The following is an 18,442-nucleotide window of genomic DNA, read 5'->3' as shown; positions in this document are numbered from 1 at the left end:
GGGCAGTCACTCCTTGAACTAAAGCACTTTGCCGAGAAAGGCCTGGGTGCGGGGATGTCGGGGTTGGCGCAAAATCTGTTCGGGCGGGCCTTCTTCGATCAGTTGACCGTCGCAGAGGAACACCACGTGGTCGGCCACTTCGCGGGCAAAGCCGATCTCATGGGTGACAATCACCAGGGTCACACCCAGTTGGGTCAAGCCCTTGATCACGTCCAGCACCTCGCCCACCAGTTCCGGGTCGAGGGCCGAGGTGGGCTCGTCGAACAGCAGCACTTTGGGGTCGAGCGCCAAGGCCCGGGCGATGGCGACGCGTTGCTGTTGGCCGCCGGAGAGCTGGCGCGGGTAGGCGTCGGCCTTGTCCGCCAGGCCGACCTTGGCGAGTAATTCATCGGCCTTGTCACGGGCCTGCACCCGGCTCCAGCGCTTGTGCGCCAGGGGCGCTTCGGCGATGTTTTCCCAGGCAGTGAGGTGGGGAAACAGGTTGAAGTTCTGGAACACGAAGCCCACGTCGATACGGCGCTTGAGAATCTCGCGCTCGGTGAGTTCAAACAGCAGGTCGCCTTTGCGCCGATAGCCGACGTATTCACCGTCGATGGTGATATGCCCGCTGTCGATCTTCTCCAAGTGGTTGATGGTGCGCAGCAAGGTGGACTTGCCCGAGCCGGACGGCCCGAGGATCACCGTGACCTTGCCTGGGTCGATGCTCAGGTCGATATGATCGAGTACCTGCTGGTTGCCAAAGCGCTTGCCCACGCCCTGGATCTGAATGCGCCCGGCGCGTGCTTCAGGCATGGGCCTTCTCCTTGAACCAGCGGCGCGCGCGCTGCAACGGCGTGGGTGGCAGCACCCGCGCGGTGCCCCGGGCGAAGTGGCGCTCGACGTAGTACTGGGCGCTGGTGAGCACGGTGGTGATGATCAGGTACCAGACCGTGGCGACGATCAGCAACGGGATCACCGCCTGGGTGCGGTTATAGATGACTTGCACGGTATAGAACAGCTCGGGCAAGGCCAGTACGTAGACAATCGAGGTGCCCTTGACCAGGCCGATGATTTCGTTGAACCCCGACGGCAAGATCGAGCGCAGCGCCTGGGGCAAAATGATCCGGAAGATGCGTCGAGAGGCCGGCAACCCCAAGGCCGCCGCCGCTTCATGCTGGCCGGCATCCACGCCGATCAGCCCACCGCGAATGATCTCCGCCGCGTAGGCCGCCTGCATCAGGCTCAAGCCCAGGACGGCCACGGTAAATTGGCTGAGCACATCCACCGTCGACCACTCGGCGAACACCAGGTCGGTGAACGGCACGCCAAGCACGATGTGGTCGTACAGGTAGGCAAAGTTGTAGAGGATGATCAGCACCAGCAGGGCCGGCATCGAGCGGAAGAACCAGATATAGCCCCAGGCCAACGCCGCCAGCAACGGCGAACCCGACAGCCGCGCCAGGGCCAGCGCGGTACCCAGCAGGATGCTGAACACTGTGCTCAGCAGCGTCAGCAGCAACGTCTGGCCCAGCCCGCGCAGCACCGAGGGCGAGAAGAACCACTGGCCGAACACGCCCCATTCCCAGCGCGGGTTGGTGGCCAGGGAGTGCACGATGGCGAGTAATACCAGCGCGGCGAAAATCGACCCGGCCCAGCGCCAGGGATGCCGGGCCGGCACCACGCGCAACGCCTTGATCGGCGTGGCGGCACGGCGCTTGCGCAGCGGTTGGGCGCTGACTTCATCCAGCAGGTCATAGGGTTTGGCAACAATGGGCATGTTCTTTTCCTCGCAGGCCTCAGAAGGCGTAAGTCAGCCGGGTGTAGTAATACCCGCCGGTAAAACCGTAGGGCGAATAGGTGCCGTAGCTGGCGACCATGGTGCTGCTCGGCACCCCTTGTTTCTTGGGATAGAGGTCGAACAGGTTCTTGGCGCCGATGGCGATGTTCAGGTCTTTGGTAAGGCTGTAACCAAGGTCGAGGTCGGTGATCCAGCGGGCGTTGTAGACCCGGTCCAGGTCACGATTGGCCGATGAGTTCACTTCCTTGTACGAGCCGTAGCGGGTCAGGGCCAGGTTGAGATTGAAGCGTTCGATGCGCCAGTCACCGCCCAGGATCAGCTTGGTGTTGGGTTGCACGCCGGTGATCAGGTTGCGTGCCTGGCGGTCCATCAGGTCGTAGGAGGTGCCGAGGATGTCGGTGGATGCCCTGTAGTTGAGGATTTTGGTCTGGTTCCAGTTGAACGCGGCGGTCCACTTCAGCGCGCCGAACGCGCCCAGGTCCTGGTTGTAGCTGCTGACCAGATCCAGGCCTTTGGTGCGAGTGTCGGCGCCGTTGATAAAGTACTGGCCGCCAGAGGTGGAGTTGATACCGTTGTTCTGCAAGACCTGGGTGACTTGCGGGCCCAGCAAGGTGCCGGTAAGGGTGATGCGGTCACGCAGGTTGATCACGTAGGCATCGGCGGTGAAGCTCAGGCGGTCGGTAGGTGTGAGCGTGAAACCGAGGCTGAAGTTGGTAGAGCGCTCGGGCTTGAGCTCCTGCGCGCCTAGTGCCTGGGCCGCCGCCGAACCCACCGGCAGCACGCCATAGTTGATCGACTGATACACCCCATCGACGACGCCATAGGTGGTGGAGCGCGCACTGAACAGACTGTTGGCCAGGGACGGCGCACGAAAGCCATTGCTCACCGTGGCGCGCACCGCGAACTGCGGGGTGAAGTCGTAGCGGGTGGTCAGCTTGCCGCTGCGGGTGGCACCCACGCCCTCGTTGTAATGCTCATAACGCACCGCTGTGCCGACGTACCAGTTAGGCAAGGGGTTGAACCCCACGTCCACATAACCGGCCAGGCTGTTGCGCGAGGCGCTGCTTTCTTCGTCCGGTGAAATACCATTGGTGACCTGCGCCCCGGACGATGCGCAGTTACCTGGCGCCACGCAGTAACCGCCATTGGCATAGGACGCGTAATCGCCGGCTTGCACCTCGTAGGTGTCGCGCCGATGTTCGAAGCCGTAGGACAGGTCCAAGGGTTTTTGCAGTCCGATGTCGAAGCCACGCTTGAAGTCCAGGTTGGTGGTCAGCTCGGTGGAAATCCAGGTGCCGGAGGTGAAGCTGTTCGGCGTGGCTTGGCCCAGGGAAGGGTTCTGGTTGTGGGTGGTGCCCTGCTCCGCTTCGTTGCGCCCGTAGGTGGTAGACAAGTCCCAGTCCCACTCACCCACAGTGCCCTTGCCACCGAACGCCGCCTGGAAGTCGTCCTCGTCGATGTACCAGATGGGGGTGTACCCGGCCGGGTAACCGTTGGGCCCGCTAGTGATGGTGTTGGTGATGGTCGGCAGGCGGAAGTTCTGCCCCTGCTCGGCCTTGCGTCGCGAGTAGGTGGTGAAGGAGTAGAGGCTGAGGCTGTCGTCGATCGGCAACTCGGCGTTGTAGCCCAGGGTCAGCAGGTTGGTCTTGGGTGTGCCGTAGCCGCCATAGGTGGACTTGCCCGCCAGGTCATAGGCTTGCTCATAGGTGTAGCCGTTGGCGCTGGCCTTGTTGTCATCGTTCTGGCTGCGCGCATCCAGGGCCAGTTGCACGATGCCGCCGTTGCCGATTTCGAAGCCCTTGTTGAGGCTTTGCTGCACGGTCTGTTTCTTGCCGTCGTAGCCAAGGCCGGCGTGGGTCACCGAGGTACCGCGGGTGTCGGCCTTGAGGATCACGTTGATCACCCCGGCGATGGCGTCGGACCCATATTGGGCAGCCGCGCCATCGCGCAGCACTTCGACATGGTCGATGGCGCTGATGGGTATCAGGTCCAGGTCAGCCGGCGCCGCGCCGGTGTTGATGCCGTTGATATTCAAGGTGGCACTGGTGTGGCGGCGCTTGCCGTTGACCAGCACCAACACTTCGGCGGCGCTCAAGCCCCGCAGGTTCGGTGCCCGGGCAATGCCGCTGGCGTCCCAACCGTTTTTTTCCGGCAGGGTCAGCGACGGGATCACCGCGCTCAACGCCTCCATCAACCCGGGCTTGCCGGTGTTTTGCAATTGCCGGGCGCTGACCACGTCAATCGGCACCGGGCTGCTGGTGACCGTGCGCTGCTCGGCGCCACGGTTGCCGGTCACAACGACCGTAGACAAAGTGCTGTCTTCCTGGGCCTGTGAAGCTGCGGCGAACAGCGACAGGGTCAGGGCAGCAGTAGGTTGCAGAATGTGCTTCATATCCATTCCCAGCTTTTTCCAAATCGCAAAGTCGAGCAGGCACGCGCCGGGCGCGGCGGAGCCGATGTTCAAAGGGGCGATACGGCGTGGGCTAGGTGTGGGGCAAGCGAGGGGTTTGAAGTGGCAACATACGTTGAGCTCCCGTCCAACGACTCTGCGGCGGCGGGAGGATTACCCGGTCAGGCGCGCAGAATCTGAATCACGCTGGGTACCATCCGAGGTCAGGGGTAGGCTGTTGGGATCAAACATAACGGAATGGATTTTAAAAATATAATGCTATTTGGGCATAAGCTAATATTCTCTACTTTCATTATTTTTAAAAATAATTATTCATAAAAATGATTTTTCATATGAGCGCGCAAAACGCTCAAAATGTAGGAGGGGGCGTACTACCGATGACAGTGGACCAGCCAAAATGCATTTACTGACACGCCCCCCCCCCGCAACGGTAACTACGATGCGAAGCGAGCCGCTCTTGATCTGCTCTTGATCTTGATCTCAGGCGCCCCGTTAAACCACGCTGGCCGAACGCAGGCTTGAATTCGTGGGTAACCCGGCAGGACGCCGGGTTAGCCGCCCCGCGCCATGGATGGCGCGTGGCGGCGGCCCACGGATTCAAGACTGTGTTCGGGCACACCGAGCCTAAGCGAGGTGCCGAGTGGTGGGGCAAGAGCGTTTTGCTTACTTTTGCGCTTTTCAAAAGTGAGCCGCCGTCAGGGCGGAACCCTAAGTGGCCGTTACCGCAGCAATGGATATGTACCCGGTATAACTGCGTCGCCTGTTAGGCCGCCTTCGCGAGCAAGCCCGCTCCCACAGTTTAATTGCGGAGTGTCAGGTTGATAGGCGTCGGCTAGTAGGCCGCCATCGCAGGCAAGCCAGCTCCCACAATTGGATTGTGGGGGGGTCAGGTAGGGAAGTGCCGGCTGGCAGGCCGCCATCGCAGGCAAGCCAGCTCCCACATTTTTGATTGCGGGCTGTCAGGCCACCATCGGGAGCGAGACCCCTCCCACATTGGTACTCGGTACAGCCCGGATCACTGAGCCGGTCGCAACAGCTGCATCTGCTGGCGATAATCATCCGTCACCTGCCGCGCCTGGCTGCTACTGGTAATCACCCTCGGCGTAATCAGCACAATCAGCTCCGTGCGGTCCTTGGACTTGCCGGTATTGCCAAACAACCAGCGCAACCCCGGAATCTTCCCCAGGTACGGCACGGCGCTGACACTCTCAGTGTTGTCCTGCTTGATCAACCCACCGAGCAACACTGTCTGCCCACTCTGCACCGCCACCTGGGTCGACACCGAACGCGTGGAGATGCGTGGGTTCACCGGCGTCTCACTGCTCCCCGTCGGGTTCTGGGCATCACTGACCTGTTGCTGGATATCCATGTACACCAGCCCGCCCGGATTGATGCGCGGCACCACATCCAGAATCACCCCCGTCTGCACATATTCGACGCTGCTCAAGGTGGTGTCGGCGTCGCCGGTATTGACGGTGGTCTGGCTGATGGGAATGTTGTCCCCCACCTGGATCTGCGCCGGCTGGTTGTTCATCACCACCAGCGATGGCGCCGACAGCACCTGGGTGCGCCCGTTGGTTTCCAGGGCGTGCAGGGCCACTTGCAGGTTGGAACTGACGAAGGAATAGAACAAGGAGTCTGCCGCGCCCAGCCCTGCCCCGCCACCGCCCAGGGCGCCTTGGCTGCCGGAGGCGTTGGCCACCGTGGTGCTGGTGGAATTACCGGCCAGGCGGCCCAGGTACCACTGCACGCCCAGGTCCAGTTCGCCGGTGAGCTTGACCTCCAGGATGCGAGTTTCGATCTGCACTTGCAGCGGTGGGTTGTCGAGGCGTTTGATCGCCGCTTCGATCTCTTTCCATTGCGCCGGGCGGGTGCGCACCAGCAGTTGGTTGCTGCTCTTTTGCGCGGTGATGCGCGTGCCGGCTTCGAGGTCGCTCGTGGGCGATGCCGGGGTGTTTTCGGCAGGCTCGGCTTCAGGCTCTTCGGCTGCGGGCACGGGCGCGTTGGCCTGCAAACCGGCACTGGTGGACGAGGACAAGGTGGTGGTACGCAAGCCCGGCGCGACCTTCGCCGGGGCGTCATCCTTGATCGCGCCGTTGCCGTAGATCTGCCGCAGGTACTTGGCCAGATCAGCGGCCTTCATATTGCGCACGTCGTACACATACATCTGCGGCTCGTTGCCGCCGCCCTCGTCGATGGTGCGGATCCAGTCGCCCACTTCGCTGAGGTACTGGGGCTGGGAAGAAATCGCCACCACCGAGTTGGTGCGCTCCACCGGCAAGAACCGCAGCATGCCGGCCAGGGGTGTGCCACTGTCCGCGCCGAACATGGCTTGCAGCTCGGGCATCAGCTCGGCCACCGAGGCGCGTTGCAGGCCGAACACCGCCACCGACATGCCCTTGAGCCAGTCCACATCGAAGGTGTCGATGGTGTCCTGGTAGTTGGCCAGTTCTTCAGGCGTACCGGCCAGGCTCAGGACATTGCGCGCCAGATCCACTAACAAGAATGCGTTTTCACGGGCGAAGGGTTTGAGCAGTTTCTGCATCTCGATGGCCGAGATATAGCGCAGTGAAAACAGACGTGCCGAGAGGCCGCTGGCCGGTTGCTCCACGCGCATCTGCGGCACCAACTTGCCCGCCACTGCCTGGTTGGCCGGCAGGATCACATAGCGGTTGCCCTGTTTGATCATGGCGTTGTCGGTCCAGGACAGCAGGGTTTCGAGAATCGACAGCGCCTGCTGTTTGTCCACGGGTTTGGAAGTGGAGAAGCTGACAATACCTTTCACGCCCTCGGCGATGCTGTAGTTCTCGTGCAGCAGGTCGCCCATCACACTGTTGATCACGGCCTCGATGGGCTGGCCGGCAAAGTTGAACACGATGTCACCGCCCTGCTCCGGCACGTTTACAGGCGCCTTGGGCTGGCGCACGAACGCTTGATTGCCGCGAATCAACTGGCGCTGTGGCGGGGCCTGGGTGACAGGTGGGGGGCTTTCGGCCACTGGTGCCTCAAGCGGCGGGCGTTGTGCGCCGGTGCCCTGCAGGGCCTCGTGCAGCAGGTCGTCGTCCGGGTCGAGGGTGTCGGGCAAAGAGCCACAGCCGCCCAGGGAGACGGCGGTAGCCAGGCAAAACAGCGAAGTGCGCATATCGATCAAGGGAGAGACTCGCGGGGATGTGAGATCAGGGGTAGCCGCTTACCGTAGAGGCTCAGGGTTTGGGTGCGCCCGCCCAAGGCAAAACGGGCGTATTGCGGGGTCAGGTGTTCCAGGCGCCAGCCGTTGGGCAACGCCTGGCCCAAGCGCACCGTGAGCGTCGGGCCACCGGCTTGCTTGAGCATGGCCATTTGCAGGTTGCCGGTGATCATGATGCCGCTGAGGGTCAGGTTGGCCAGGCTTGCCACCTGGGTTTTACCCACCTCCCGGTCCGGGCGGCGATCCGGGCTGAACAGCGGCGCTTGCCAGGTGCCGGCAAGGTCTTGCAAGGCCGGCGTGGGAGCGGCCTGCAGCTGGAACGAGGGTGGCGCGTGCACCGGCGCATCGGTTAACCACCGCGGGGCATCACCGATGCTGCTGAGGATCATCGCCATCAACAACCCCAAGAGCCCGGCCAAACCGAGCCAACCCCATTCCAGAGGACGCAATGGGCCGATCATGGTGCCACCCGCGCCGGTTGCAGGTAGCCGCGCACCAGCAGTTGCACCGCCAGCTTGCCTGCCCCGCCATTGGCCGGCGCCTGTTTGTCGCGACGAATATGCAACTCATCGACGAACAAAAAAGGCGGCTGATATTCCAGCCCATGCAGGATTGCGGTCAGCGGTTCGATGGCGCAATTGAGCGTGAGGCTGACCTTGACCTGACGATAGGGCTCGCTGTCGTCCTGTTCGGGCGTGATCGGCTTGCGCTGGGTGAGGTTGCAGCCGCCGCCGAGGTTGGCGTGGCTGTTGATCAGGTCGGCAAGACGCTGCATCAGGTCGGCGGCGACCACGTCCGGGTCGTCCCCCGGCAACAGGCTGGCGCTGCTGGCCGGGTCTTGCTGTGCTTGCGCCAGCTGTTCGCGCAAGGCATCGCCCTGGCGTATGACGCTGGCATAGCGCTGCTGCTGTTCACGCAACTGTTCGGCCTGTTCACCCATGGCCCGCAGCGGCCCGGCGAACCAGCTGTCGATCAACAGCCAATAGGCCGCGCCGAGCACCAAAGCCAGGGTCAACAAGGCGGCGCCGCGGCGTTCACGGGGTGTGAGGGGTCGGCGCATCGGCGGCCTCCTGGCGTAAGTGGGCACGCAAGGCAAACTGGTCTTTGCCGGTGCGTGCGTCGGGTTGGATCACCCCCTCGAACTGTGCGTTGTCCAAGCGCTGGCAGCCTTTGATGCGGCTGATCAGGCCACTGGCCTTGGCGCTCTGGCCGGAGAAACTCACCTCGCCGTCCTTGACGTCCAATTGGTCGAGCCAGGTATCGGCGGGCAGGCAACGGGTCAAGTCATTCAGCAGCGCGGCCAGGGGCGGTTGCGCCCGTTTACGCTGGGACAGGTACTGCGCCGCACCACGGGTGTTGAGCAGTTGCTGGCGCAGGGCGTGCACCTGAGCGACCTCGGCTTTTTGCTGTTGGACAGTGGCGCGCATGCTGTCGAGTACCCGCTGGCGGTCGTTGAGCCACAACAGCATCGCCGCGATCAGCAACGCGCCGCACAACCACGGCAGGCTGCGCTGCAATTGCTTGCCGGCGGGACGCGAGCGCGGGCGTAACGGCGCGGGCAGCAGGTCGATGCCCAGGCCCGCCACATCCACGCGGTGCGGGTACAGGCCGAGTGCAGCGCAGTCGGTGAGAATCTGGTCCAGGCGCTCGCGCAGAATCGCCACCACCCTCACCTCAAGATGGCTAGGTGTGCGCCGCTCCTGACGGGCGACGAAGTAGAGCTGCTCGGCGTCAAACGGGGTGTAGCGGTCCAGTTCATAGCCAACCACTTCCATGAGGTTACGTGCAGCGGCCAGAGGCAGTTGCACGCTTTGTTGCAACACGGCATCAGGGGCAAGTATCAGCACCTGACGCGCATTGCCTGGCACCACCGCCGCCGTCAGCGGCCAGTGATGAACCTGCTCAGGCGGTTCCTGAAACGCCAACCACTTCGGCACACAACCGCGCAGCTCCGTGAGCCACAGGCGCCAACCTTGTTGCAGCAGGCTGCCGCGCCAATAGCGGGCAATCGGTTCGAGTTGAATCATTCTTGCCACCGCACTACCCGGTAGGGCTGTGCGCTGTCCTCCGCAGGGCTCAATAAAAGGGTCAGTCGCAGGCGTGCCTGATAGCCGCCGGGGCGCTCGGCGCGGCTGTCGATTTCCACGACCTGCCCGGGGTCGGCGCCCTCGGCGTCCTGGCGTGGCAGGTTCAACGCCTTGCGCATCAAAGGGCTGGCGAATGCCGGAGCGGGCCGGTCGAGGTCGCTCCACAAGGTGATTTCAGGCAGCAATTGGCTGTAGAGCGCCTGGGTCATACCGGGGAGTTGACGCACCTCTTCCAGCACCCGAAACGGCGCCAGGCCCTGTTGACGGCGCGTCTCAAGGGCCTTGGCCAACTGCTGAGCCTGGGCCGCTGTAGCACCGCAGGCCAGGGCCAGGCGCGTAACGTCTTGGAGAGCGGCGTTGACCAGGTACAGCTTGCCGCGCTCACTGCGCACACTGACCTGTAAGCTGGCGTCGTCGAAGGTCAGCGCAATAGAACGCCCGTCCGCCACCCACTGCCCTTGCGCCATGACCTGTGCGATTCCGGCCTGGGCGGCCAACAGCGTCTGGGTGTGCTGGCGCAGCCACAGCGCCTGGCGACTTTGCAGTTGCACCCACCCGGCCAGGCCACCCAGCAATACGCTGAGCAAGGCCAGCACCCACAGCACCAGCAACAGGGCCGCGCCGCGTTGGCGCTTCATTCTTCGCTGCTCGCGCTGGACAGGTTCAGGCGCAGCGCAACCACCTGGGTAACCCACGGCACCGGCCCGTCGACGGTGGCATCGATACGCACCGCGGTGGGCAGGCGCCGGAGCCAGGGCCACGGGCTCAACCAGTCGGTGGGCTGGCCCAGTGGCGAGACACCGCGATAACTGAATTTCAGCGCCTCGACATTATGCAAAAGCACCTGCGGCTCATCGCGTTGCGCGTTGGCGTGGGAGGCCCTCTGTGAAAAAGCCACCTGCAGGTCCTGCCCGACCCGTTGCAGGGTAAAGCGCTGGATACCGCCGCCCAGCACACCGGGCAAGGTCGCCACAAACTGCAGGCGTTCAGGTGTGCCGATCAAGAAACCCTCGGCCTGGCTGTCGTCGTCAGTGAGCTTTAACGGCAGCGCCTCGCTGATCGAGGTGCGCAAAAACTGTTGGGCGGCGCGCATTTCATCCAGGCTGGCGGTGTAGGCCTGAGCCTTGGCCACCGCCCGATTGGCCCCCAGCAACGCTGCGCTCACCAGCAGCAACAACACCGACAGCAAGCTGAGCACCACGAGCACTTCCAGCAACGTGAAACCCTGCTCACGGCGCTTCACAGGCGCGCCTTCAAGGTGCTGAAGTGCGCCTGATGCACGCCTTCACGCACGTTCAGGTCCACACGAAACAGGTGCGGCTGTTGGCGGGTACTGGTCAGTTGCCACTGGATGCCATCGAGTTCGCCTTCGCGGGTTCCTTCAATCAGCGGGCCGGCAGCTTCCTGGTCCAGCAGCGTGAGCGCGGCATGGGTGAGGCGGTCGCTGTGGGTTACTTGGGACAACGAACGCGCGCTCTGGCCGAAGGCAACCAGCAACACGCTGCTGCACACCGCCATCAACGTCAGGGCGGCGAGCATTTCCAGCAAGGTGAAACCGGCCTGGTGCTTCATGGCAGCGCCTTGGATTGCACACTGCCGGTGAGCCAGCCGATGTCGATGCGCCAACGCCGGCTACCGTTGGCCAGCAGCAGGTTACCGCCGGTGGAACTGCCGTCGGGATAGAACACCACGGCGGCCCCGGCCTGCTCGGCACTGTGCAAGGTCACTTGCACCTGCGCCGGCCACTGCTGTGACGCACGCCCTGGCGCCTGAAACGTGCGGCCCTGGAGGTCGAATTGAGTGTGCGCCGCCTGGCCGCTGACGATCGCGCTCGCCCGTGTGGCGCGTAACGCCTCGACCATCTGCGCGACCACCCGGCGCTCCTTGGCCACCTGCAACCCTTGTCGTACACCCAGCCCCAACAACCCGGCAGCGATGCCGATCAATACAATGACCACCAGCATCTCCAACAGGGTAAAGCCTCGCTGGGCCATGGGCGGGTTATTCCCAGTTGCCCAGGTCGGCACTGTAGCCCTCGCCGCCGGGTTGGCCGTCCTGGCCGTAGAAGATCAGGTCGAAGGCGCCGTGCTCACCGGGGAAGCGATAGCCGAACCCATGGCCGAACGGGTCTTTCAACTCCGAAGGCTTGGCGTAGGGGCCGGCCCAGTTGGACGCACTGGCTGGCTTGTCGAGCAGCTGTTGCAGGTTGATGGGCGGCGCGCCCACGTCCAGGGCGTAGCTGTCGATCTTCATGCTCAAACTGGCCAGTTGCGCCTTGCCCGCGCCGTACTTGCCCTTGTCCACATTGCCACCGACCTGGCGCACCACAATGGTCGCGACGATGCCCAGCAGCACGATCACCGCCAGCATTTCCAAGAGGGTGAAGCCGCCTTGGCGGTGTCGGGTTTTCATCGGTTCTGCTCCTTGAAAGTTCATATATGGCTGGTGAGGCTCATCAGCGGCAGCATGATCGCGAGCATGATCACCGCCACCAGCACCGCCATGACCACGGTCAGGGTCGGCACCATTGCCGCGAGCAAGCGTTCGATGGCGCGCTTGGCCTCGACGTCGAAGATGTCGGCAACCTTGAGCAGCATGCTGTCCAGTTCGCCGGCCTGTTCACCGACTTCAATCATGTGCAGCGCCAGCTCCGGTAGCAGCGGCTGGCGGCCGAACGCATCGGCCAGGGTGCCGCCGCCCTTGACCCGTTGCGCGGCCAGCGCCACTTGCGCCTGGAGTGCACGGTTGCTGCAGACCTGCCGGGCGATCACCAGCGCGGGCAGCAGCGCCACACCATTGCTGAGCAACGTACCGAGGGTGCGGGCCAGGCGGGCGGCTTGCACCCGTTGCAACAGCGGGCCGATCACGCGGATGCCCAACAGGTGACGGTCATAACGCTCACGGCGCAGGGGGTCGCGCAGGCGCGCTGCCAGGACCCATGCACTGATCGACAACCCGGCCAGCACCACCAGGCCATAGGCGCCGAGGAACTCGCCAAGCCTCAGGATCACCTGGGTGATCAGTGGAATCGGTACGCCGAGGTCCTGGAAGATCGGCACGAATTGCGGCACCACATAAGCCAGTAACAACGCCAGGGAACCCAGTACGCCCACCACCAGGAACGCCGGATAGATCAGCGCATTGATCACCTCGCCGCGCAGTAACTGGCTGCGCTCCAGGTAGTCGCTGAGCTGGCGCAGGGTGCCCTCCAACGCTCCGCCGGCTTCACCGGCGCGCACCATGCTCAGGTACAGCGGGGAAAACGTGCCGCCCTCCTCCTCCAGCGCCCCCGACAGCGGTTTGCCGGCCTTGACCAGATCGCGGATGCGCTCGATCAAGGCCCGCACCTGAGGATGGCGGGCTTGCTTGAGCAACAGGTTTAAAGCGCGTTCGAGGGGCTGGCCGGCGCCCAATAACGTGGCCAATTGCTGGGTGAAACTCACCAGCGCTGCGCCCTTCAACTGCCCGCGTGCCTGGCGCAACAAGGGGCTGCTGGCCGTTTCGATGTGCAGCAGCAACCAGCCACGCTGATGCAAGACGGCGACAGCGGCCGCCTGGTCAATGGCTTGCAGCGTGCCGCTCTGGGCCACGCCCTGGCTGTCCAACGCACGGAACTTGAATAGGCTCACACCTCATCTCCACGGGTGACGCGCAACACTTCTTCCAGGGACGTGACACCGGCCAGGGCCTGGCGCAAACCGTCTTCATACAAGGTGCGCAAACCGGCACGGCGGGCGGAGTGTTCGAGGCTGGCGGCGTCGGCGCGGCCCATCAGCAGGCCCCGCAACTCATCGTTCATTACCAACAATTCAGTGAGGGCGCTGCGACCGTGATAATCGCCGCGGTAAAGCAGGATCGGGCGCTGCTCGGTCAGGCGATCCAGGCCGTGCTCCTGGATCAATTCCGGCGGGGCCTGGAAGGCCACGCGCGTGGCAGGGTCCAGGCGGCGCACCAGGCGCTGGGCGAGGATACCGCTGACCGTGGAGGCAATCAGGTAGCTTTCCACGCCCATGTCCAGCAAGCGCGTGATGCTCGCTGCGGCGCTGTTGGTGTGCAGGGTCGAGAGCACCAAGTGACCCGTGAGGGAGGACTGCACGGCGATACGGCAGGTTTCCAGGTCGCGGATTTCGCCGATCATGATCACGTCCGGGTCCTGGCGCACGATGGCGCGCAGCGCTCCGGCAAAGTCCAGGCCGATGGCCGGCTTGACCTGGATCTGGTTGATGCCTTCAAGCTGGTATTCCACCGGGTCTTCCACGGTGATGATCTTGCGCTCGGCGGTGTTGAGCTGCGACAACGCGGTATAGAGCGTGGTGGTTTTGCCCGAGCCCGTAGGCCCGGTGACCAACAGGATGCCGTGGGGCCGCGCCAACAGGTCCAGAAAGGCCGCCAGGCGTGGGCCATCAAAGCCCAGGCTGGGGAAGTCGAACTGCACGGTTTGCCGGTCCAACAGGCGCATCACCACCGACTCGCCGAAGCTGGTGGGCACCGTGGACACCCGCAGATCCAGCGCCTTGCCCTGGATGCGCAGCATGATGCGCCCGTCCTGGGGCAGGCGCCGTTCGGCAATGTCCAGGCGCGCCATGATCTTCACCCGCGAGATCACCGCCGCCGACGAACTGGCAGGCGGCGCTTCAGCGTCGTGCAGCACACCGTCGATGCGGTAGCGCACCTTGAGTTGGTTTTCGAAGGGTTCGATATGGATATCCGAAGCGCGCTGTTCCACCGCGCGCTGCAGGATCAGGTTGACCAGGCGAATCACCGGTGCTTCGGAAGCCATGTCTTTGAGGTGTTCGATATCTTCGAGGGCGCCCCCCTGCTCATCGAGGTTTTCGATCAGGCTGCCCATGGCCGAACGGCCCTGGCCGTAATAGCGCTCGATGAGTGTGTCGACTTCAGTCCGCGAACCGATGGCCAGCCACACCGGCACCTCACAGGCATACGCCAGGGTCTGGAACGGGTATAACTGCGCGGGGTTGGCGGCCAGCACACGTAACCCACCCTGCTGCCAAACCATGGGCACAACCTGGTAGTGACGCATAAAGCGCTCGGTGAGCACGGGAAGCGGGTCGAGCAACGGCGGCGCGGCGTCGGCCAACAGCAGTGGCGCATCCAGCAAATCGGCCCAGGCGCGAGCCAGTTCGACTTCAGACACCAAGCCCAGGCGCGTGAGTAAACCGAGCAGGTCGCCCGGCTCAGTGGATAAACGCTGGGCGCGTTCCAGATCGGCGTTTTTGAGCCCGGCGTGCTGCATCAGCCACGCGCACACCTGGTCGGTATGCGGGATCTGCATCTTGCAAGCATCGATGGGCGCTGACGGCATCATTGAGGTATATCTAACGTTGCGAAAAGTATGGCTATTTAGAACTACCGAACAATGCCATTAGTTCGCCATAGCCCAGGCAGGCGTTAGCCGGGTGTATCGACTGGAAGTTATAGCCCTAGTTCCGGATGAAGCGGTAATTAAATACAAAACATTGCCAAATGCACTGATTTAGAGCGTTAGCAGCCAATAGCCACTAGTTGCAATTAGCCATAACGGCGGGCCATTCAGGTGCTCTCTCTTTCAATTAACTGACAGTGCAAAAGATTCAAGCGCTTAACTTCCTCATCGGTGGCTAATACGCCCAGACTTTGCAGGACGCGTGTGGCCGCGAGTACACCGATCTCCAACGCGGGTGGCTGGAGGGTGCTGAGGCTGGGCAGCAACATGTGGGCAAACGGGTAGTCGCCAAAACCCAATACGGCGCAGTCCTGGGGGATGCTCAGCCCGGCGCGTTGACCGGCCAGCAAACCGCCGGCGGCGAGGTTGTCATTGGCGAAGAAAATCGCGTCGGGCGTGATCGCCTGCCCCATCAGCGCTTCCATGGCCTGCTTGCCGGCGTCGAAGGGGGCGCGGTCGGCGTCCGGCACGAAGACCCAGGGCTGCACACCCAGCTCGCAGAGGGTCGCGGTAAACCCATCGCGTCGCTCCAGCGCGCTGAAGTCGCCCACCGCACTGTTCTGTACGAAGGCGATGCGCCGATAGCCCTTGCCATGCAAGTAGCGAGCGGCAGTGACGCCCACTTCATAATGAGAAAAACCCACCTGCAACGGCGCGCGTTCAGGCACGTAGTCCCAGGTTTCGACGATCGGTATATCTGCCTCGGCGATCATCTTCTCGGTGCCAGGGCTGTGAAAGCGGCTGGTCAGCACCAGCGCTGCCGGCGACCAGCCGAGAAAGGCACGCACCGCGCTTTCCTCCTGCTCGATGCTGAAATAGCTGGAGGCCAGCAACAGCTGGTAGCCGTGACGACTGAGGGTGTCGCTGAAGCCCTGCAGCGTATTGGCAAAAATCGGCCCCGAGATATTCGGAGTCACCATCGCAACGATTTTGCCGCGCGCGGAGGCCAACCCGCCGGCCACCAGGTTCGGCACATACCCCAACTGCGCAACTACCTGGGCGATACGTTCACGGCGCTCGGGTGACACCTGTTCAGGTTGGTTGAAGTAACGCGACACCGTAATGGCCGACACCCCGGCCTGGCGCGCCACGGTGTTGAGGGTGACGCGGCCGGCGCCCCGGCGCTTGCGCGGTTTTTGTTCGTTCACGGCAAAAACCTCAAAAAGGAATATAAAACTAATTTTTTAGTATTTGACGCTCTAAACCGACGCCTTCAATAATGCCGATGTTAGCGCTAACAAAGCGCACTGTCTGCTACTCGCTCGAGCGAATGCCCAAGACATTTTCAGGCGCTGAAGGTCGCAGAACCGCAGCGGACCAGGGTATTTTTTCGAGCGGGCACAGCATGCATAACTTTCCACGGCACACCCATTTGTTGCTTCTGGCAGGCCTCTGCGCCTTGCCCGTCTGCGGCGCTGTTGCGGCTGACGAACAGGAACCCACGCTTCAATCTGTGACAGTCACCGCCACCCGCCGCGAAGAATCGCTGCAAAAAGTCCCGGTGGCCGTCTCGGTGCTCGAGGGCGAGCAACTGGAGCGTGACAATCGCAACGGGGTGGCGAGCATCGCGCAGCAGGTGCCATCGCTGAACTTTCGCACCGGCGCGTCGAACAAAGACACGTCATTGTTCGTGCGCGGCGTGGGCACCATTTCAACCTCGCCGGGCGTTGAGCCAACGGTGGCCACGGTGATTGACGGCGTGGTCTATGCACGCCCCGGCCAGGCCACACTCGACCTGTTGGACTTGGAGCGCATCGAGGTGCTGCGTGGCCCACAAGGCACGTTGTTCGGCAAGAACGCGTCGGCCGGTGTGCTGAATATCACCAGTAAGGCGCCGACTGCCCAGACCCACGGTTTTATCGACCAGTCGTTCTACAGCGGCAATGAAAGCCGCACGCGCTTCGGCATCGGCGGCAGCCTGGTGCCGGAGGTGCTCAAGGGTTCGGTCAGCACCTTGTTCGGCAGCTACGACGGTAACGTCGATAACCGCCACAATGGCCAAGAGGTTAACGGTTACAACCACAAGGGCATTCGCGGCAAGCTGGAATTCACGCCCAACGATGACGTGACACTGACCCTGATCGCCGACTACATGCAATCCCACGATGACGCGCCCAATGGCGTGGTCAGCAAGTCCCTGAGCCCGGCGTTCAGCAATGCCTTGAGACCGGTGCGCGCCTCAAGTGACAACCGCGATATCAACACCGATACCCGCAGCCATGTGGAAGATACCAACAAGGGTTTGTCGGCGCAGTTGGACTGGAACCTGGGCGACTATACGTTGACCTCGATCACCGCCTGGCGTGGCTGGGACAACACTCAATATCAGGATGGCGACCGCCTGGGCACGGTCACCGCGGCGTTCCCCGGTACCGCCGACAAAGGCGACCTGGCGTTCGACCAGTACTCCCAGGAGCTGCGCCTGGCATCGCCCAAAGGTGAGTTTCTGGAGTACGTCGGCGGCCTGTTCTACATGCATGGCAAGGATGAAGAAACCTATCAGCGCACCCTCACCACCACGACGCGTGTCGATAGAGGCATTGCTAACTACAACACCACCAGCGACAGCTACGCGGCGTTCGGCGAGACCACGCTCAACTTCACCTCGCGCTTTCGCGGCATCGCCGGGTTGCGTTACACCCATGACGACTTGAAGTACGACCATCGCCGCGTGTCCAGCTCTGCCACTACCGTCAGCGGCATTCAACCGGCGACGTCGAGTTCTGGTTCGGTAGACGAGGATGGTTGGTCCGGTCGCCTGGGTGTGCAGTACGACATCAGCGACACCGTGACCAGCTACCTCACTTACTCGCGTGGCTACAAAGGCCCGGCCTATAACGTGTTCTTCAACATGCAGCCGCGCGACACCGACGCGCTCAAGCCGGAGACCTCCAATACCTGGGAAGCCGGAATCAAGGCCACGGCCTGGAACAACCGCCTGACCACCAACCTGGCGGTGTTTCACAGTGACTACGACAACTACCAGGCCAACTTTTTCGACACCGTCGCCGGCCAAGTCGTGACGCGCCTGATCAACGCTGGCAGCGTCAGCACCGAAGGCGTCGAGCTCGATTACGCCCTGCAAGCCACCCAGCAACTCAAGCTGTCCGGCGCCCTGGCCTATACCCGGGCGCGCATCGATCAGTTCGCGTGCCCGCCAGGCGCGGCGGCCACCTGCAACGTCAATGGCAAGCCACTGCCGTTCAGCCCGGACTGGAAAAGCTACGTGCGCGCCGACTACAGCATCCCCTTGGATAACGGCCTGGATATCGAACTGGGCACTGACTACAGCTGGCAGAGCGAAGTGCAGTACGACATCAGCCAGAACCTGGACACCAAACAAGGCGCCTACGGCATCTGGAACGCCAGCGTGGCCCTGGCTGACTACACCAACGGCTGGCGCGTGGCGCTATTGGCGAAGAACCTCGCCGACAAATCCTACTCACCCCTGCTGGCCAGCGGCGGCAATTACATCTACCGCGCCGTGCCTCGTGACGATGAGCGTTACTTCGGCGTGCAACTGCGCAAGGATTTCTAG

At 62.9% G+C, this 18,442-nt stretch carries 16 protein-coding genes; 1 reads left to right on the top strand and 15 read right to left on the bottom strand.

What is annotated here, in order from left to right:
• Positions 1-18 precede the first annotated feature (18 nt).
• From CRN80_RS20075 to CRN80_RS20000, 15 genes are all read right to left on the bottom strand, one after another.
• On the bottom strand, positions 19-792 hold the full coding sequence (locus CRN80_RS20075) for an amino acid ABC transporter ATP-binding protein (protein WP_047711276.1): 774 nt from the start codon (positions 790-792) through the stop codon (positions 19-21).
• Positions 785-1,756: an amino acid ABC transporter permease gene (locus CRN80_RS20070; RefSeq protein ID WP_098950877.1), complete on the bottom strand. Its 972-nt coding sequence runs from the start codon at positions 1,754-1,756 to the stop codon at positions 785-787. Before CRN80_RS20070 ends, CRN80_RS20075 begins: the two co-directional genes overlap by 8 nt.
• 19 nt (positions 1,757-1,775) lie before the next feature.
• Positions 1,776-4,169 carry a TonB-dependent siderophore receptor gene (locus CRN80_RS20065; RefSeq protein ID WP_169918401.1) on the bottom strand — a complete coding sequence of 798 codons (2,394 nt, stop codon included), beginning with the start codon at positions 4,167-4,169 and terminating at the stop codon, positions 1,776-1,778.
• A 1,033-nt stretch (positions 4,170-5,202) separates the two neighbouring features.
• Entirely contained in the window at positions 5,203-7,329 is a 2,127-nt protein-coding gene (gene gspD / locus CRN80_RS20055; protein ID WP_098950875.1) for a type II secretion system secretin GspD, read from the bottom strand.
• 5 nt (positions 7,330-7,334) lie between these two features.
• Complete coding sequence (locus CRN80_RS20050; protein WP_098950874.1) at positions 7,335-7,835, bottom strand: general secretion pathway protein GspN; 501 nt, start codon at positions 7,833-7,835, stop codon at positions 7,335-7,337.
• Positions 7,832-8,434, bottom strand: a complete 603-nt coding sequence (gene gspM / locus CRN80_RS20045; protein WP_032896326.1) for a type II secretion system protein GspM — start codon at positions 8,432-8,434, stop codon at positions 7,832-7,834. The genes CRN80_RS20050 and gspM overlap by 4 nt, the downstream gene beginning before the upstream one ends.
• Positions 8,409-9,401 carry a PilN domain-containing protein gene (locus CRN80_RS20040; protein WP_032896325.1) on the bottom strand — a complete coding sequence of 331 codons (993 nt, stop codon included), beginning with the start codon at positions 9,399-9,401 and terminating at the stop codon, positions 8,409-8,411. The genes gspM and CRN80_RS20040 overlap by 26 nt, the downstream gene beginning before the upstream one ends.
• Complete coding sequence (locus CRN80_RS20035; RefSeq protein ID WP_098950873.1) at positions 9,398-10,099, bottom strand: general secretion pathway protein GspK; 702 nt, start codon at positions 10,097-10,099, stop codon at positions 9,398-9,400. The genes CRN80_RS20040 and CRN80_RS20035 overlap by 4 nt, the downstream gene beginning before the upstream one ends.
• Positions 10,096-10,704 carry a prepilin-type N-terminal cleavage/methylation domain-containing protein gene (locus tag CRN80_RS20030; RefSeq protein ID WP_032896321.1) on the bottom strand — a complete coding sequence of 203 codons (609 nt, stop codon included), beginning with the start codon at positions 10,702-10,704 and terminating at the stop codon, positions 10,096-10,098. Before CRN80_RS20030 ends, CRN80_RS20035 begins: the two co-directional genes overlap by 4 nt.
• Positions 10,701-11,033 carry a type II secretion system protein gene (locus CRN80_RS20025; RefSeq protein ID WP_098950872.1) on the bottom strand — a complete coding sequence of 111 codons (333 nt, stop codon included), beginning with the start codon at positions 11,031-11,033 and terminating at the stop codon, positions 10,701-10,703. Before CRN80_RS20025 ends, CRN80_RS20030 begins: the two co-directional genes overlap by 4 nt.
• Positions 11,030-11,455 carry a type II secretion system protein gene (locus CRN80_RS20020; RefSeq protein ID WP_056787120.1) on the bottom strand — a complete coding sequence of 142 codons (426 nt, stop codon included), beginning with the start codon at positions 11,453-11,455 and terminating at the stop codon, positions 11,030-11,032. The genes CRN80_RS20025 and CRN80_RS20020 overlap by 4 nt, the downstream gene beginning before the upstream one ends.
• A gap of 7 nt (positions 11,456-11,462) precedes the next feature.
• Entirely contained in the window at positions 11,463-11,873 is a 411-nt protein-coding gene (gspG, locus tag CRN80_RS20015) for a type II secretion system major pseudopilin GspG (RefSeq protein WP_032896314.1), read from the bottom strand.
• Positions 11,874-11,893: 20 nt separating this feature from the next.
• On the bottom strand, positions 11,894-13,090 hold the full coding sequence (gene gspF, locus CRN80_RS20010; protein ID WP_098950871.1) for a type II secretion system inner membrane protein GspF: 1,197 nt from the start codon (positions 13,088-13,090) through the stop codon (positions 11,894-11,896).
• Positions 13,087-14,784 carry a GspE/PulE family protein gene (locus CRN80_RS20005; RefSeq protein ID WP_098952644.1) on the bottom strand — a complete coding sequence of 566 codons (1,698 nt, stop codon included), beginning with the start codon at positions 14,782-14,784 and terminating at the stop codon, positions 13,087-13,089. The genes gspF and CRN80_RS20005 overlap by 4 nt, the downstream gene beginning before the upstream one ends.
• 227 nt (positions 14,785-15,011) lie before the next feature.
• Positions 15,012-16,052: a LacI family DNA-binding transcriptional regulator gene (locus CRN80_RS20000; RefSeq protein WP_098950870.1), complete on the bottom strand. Its 1,041-nt coding sequence runs from the start codon at positions 16,050-16,052 to the stop codon at positions 15,012-15,014.
• 197 nt (positions 16,053-16,249) lie between these two features.
• On the opposite strand from CRN80_RS20000, the gene CRN80_RS19995 reads away from it, so the two are divergent.
• Positions 16,250-18,442: a TonB-dependent receptor gene (locus CRN80_RS19995; RefSeq protein ID WP_098950869.1), complete on the top strand. Its 2,193-nt coding sequence runs from the start codon at positions 16,250-16,252 to the stop codon at positions 18,440-18,442.

This window comes from Pseudomonas sp. FDAARGOS_380, assembly GCF_002591235.1.
Taxonomy (GTDB): Bacteria; Pseudomonadota; Gammaproteobacteria; order Pseudomonadales; family Pseudomonadaceae; genus Aquipseudomonas; species Aquipseudomonas salmasensis.
This window is presented reverse-complemented; position numbering and strand designations above follow the sequence as displayed.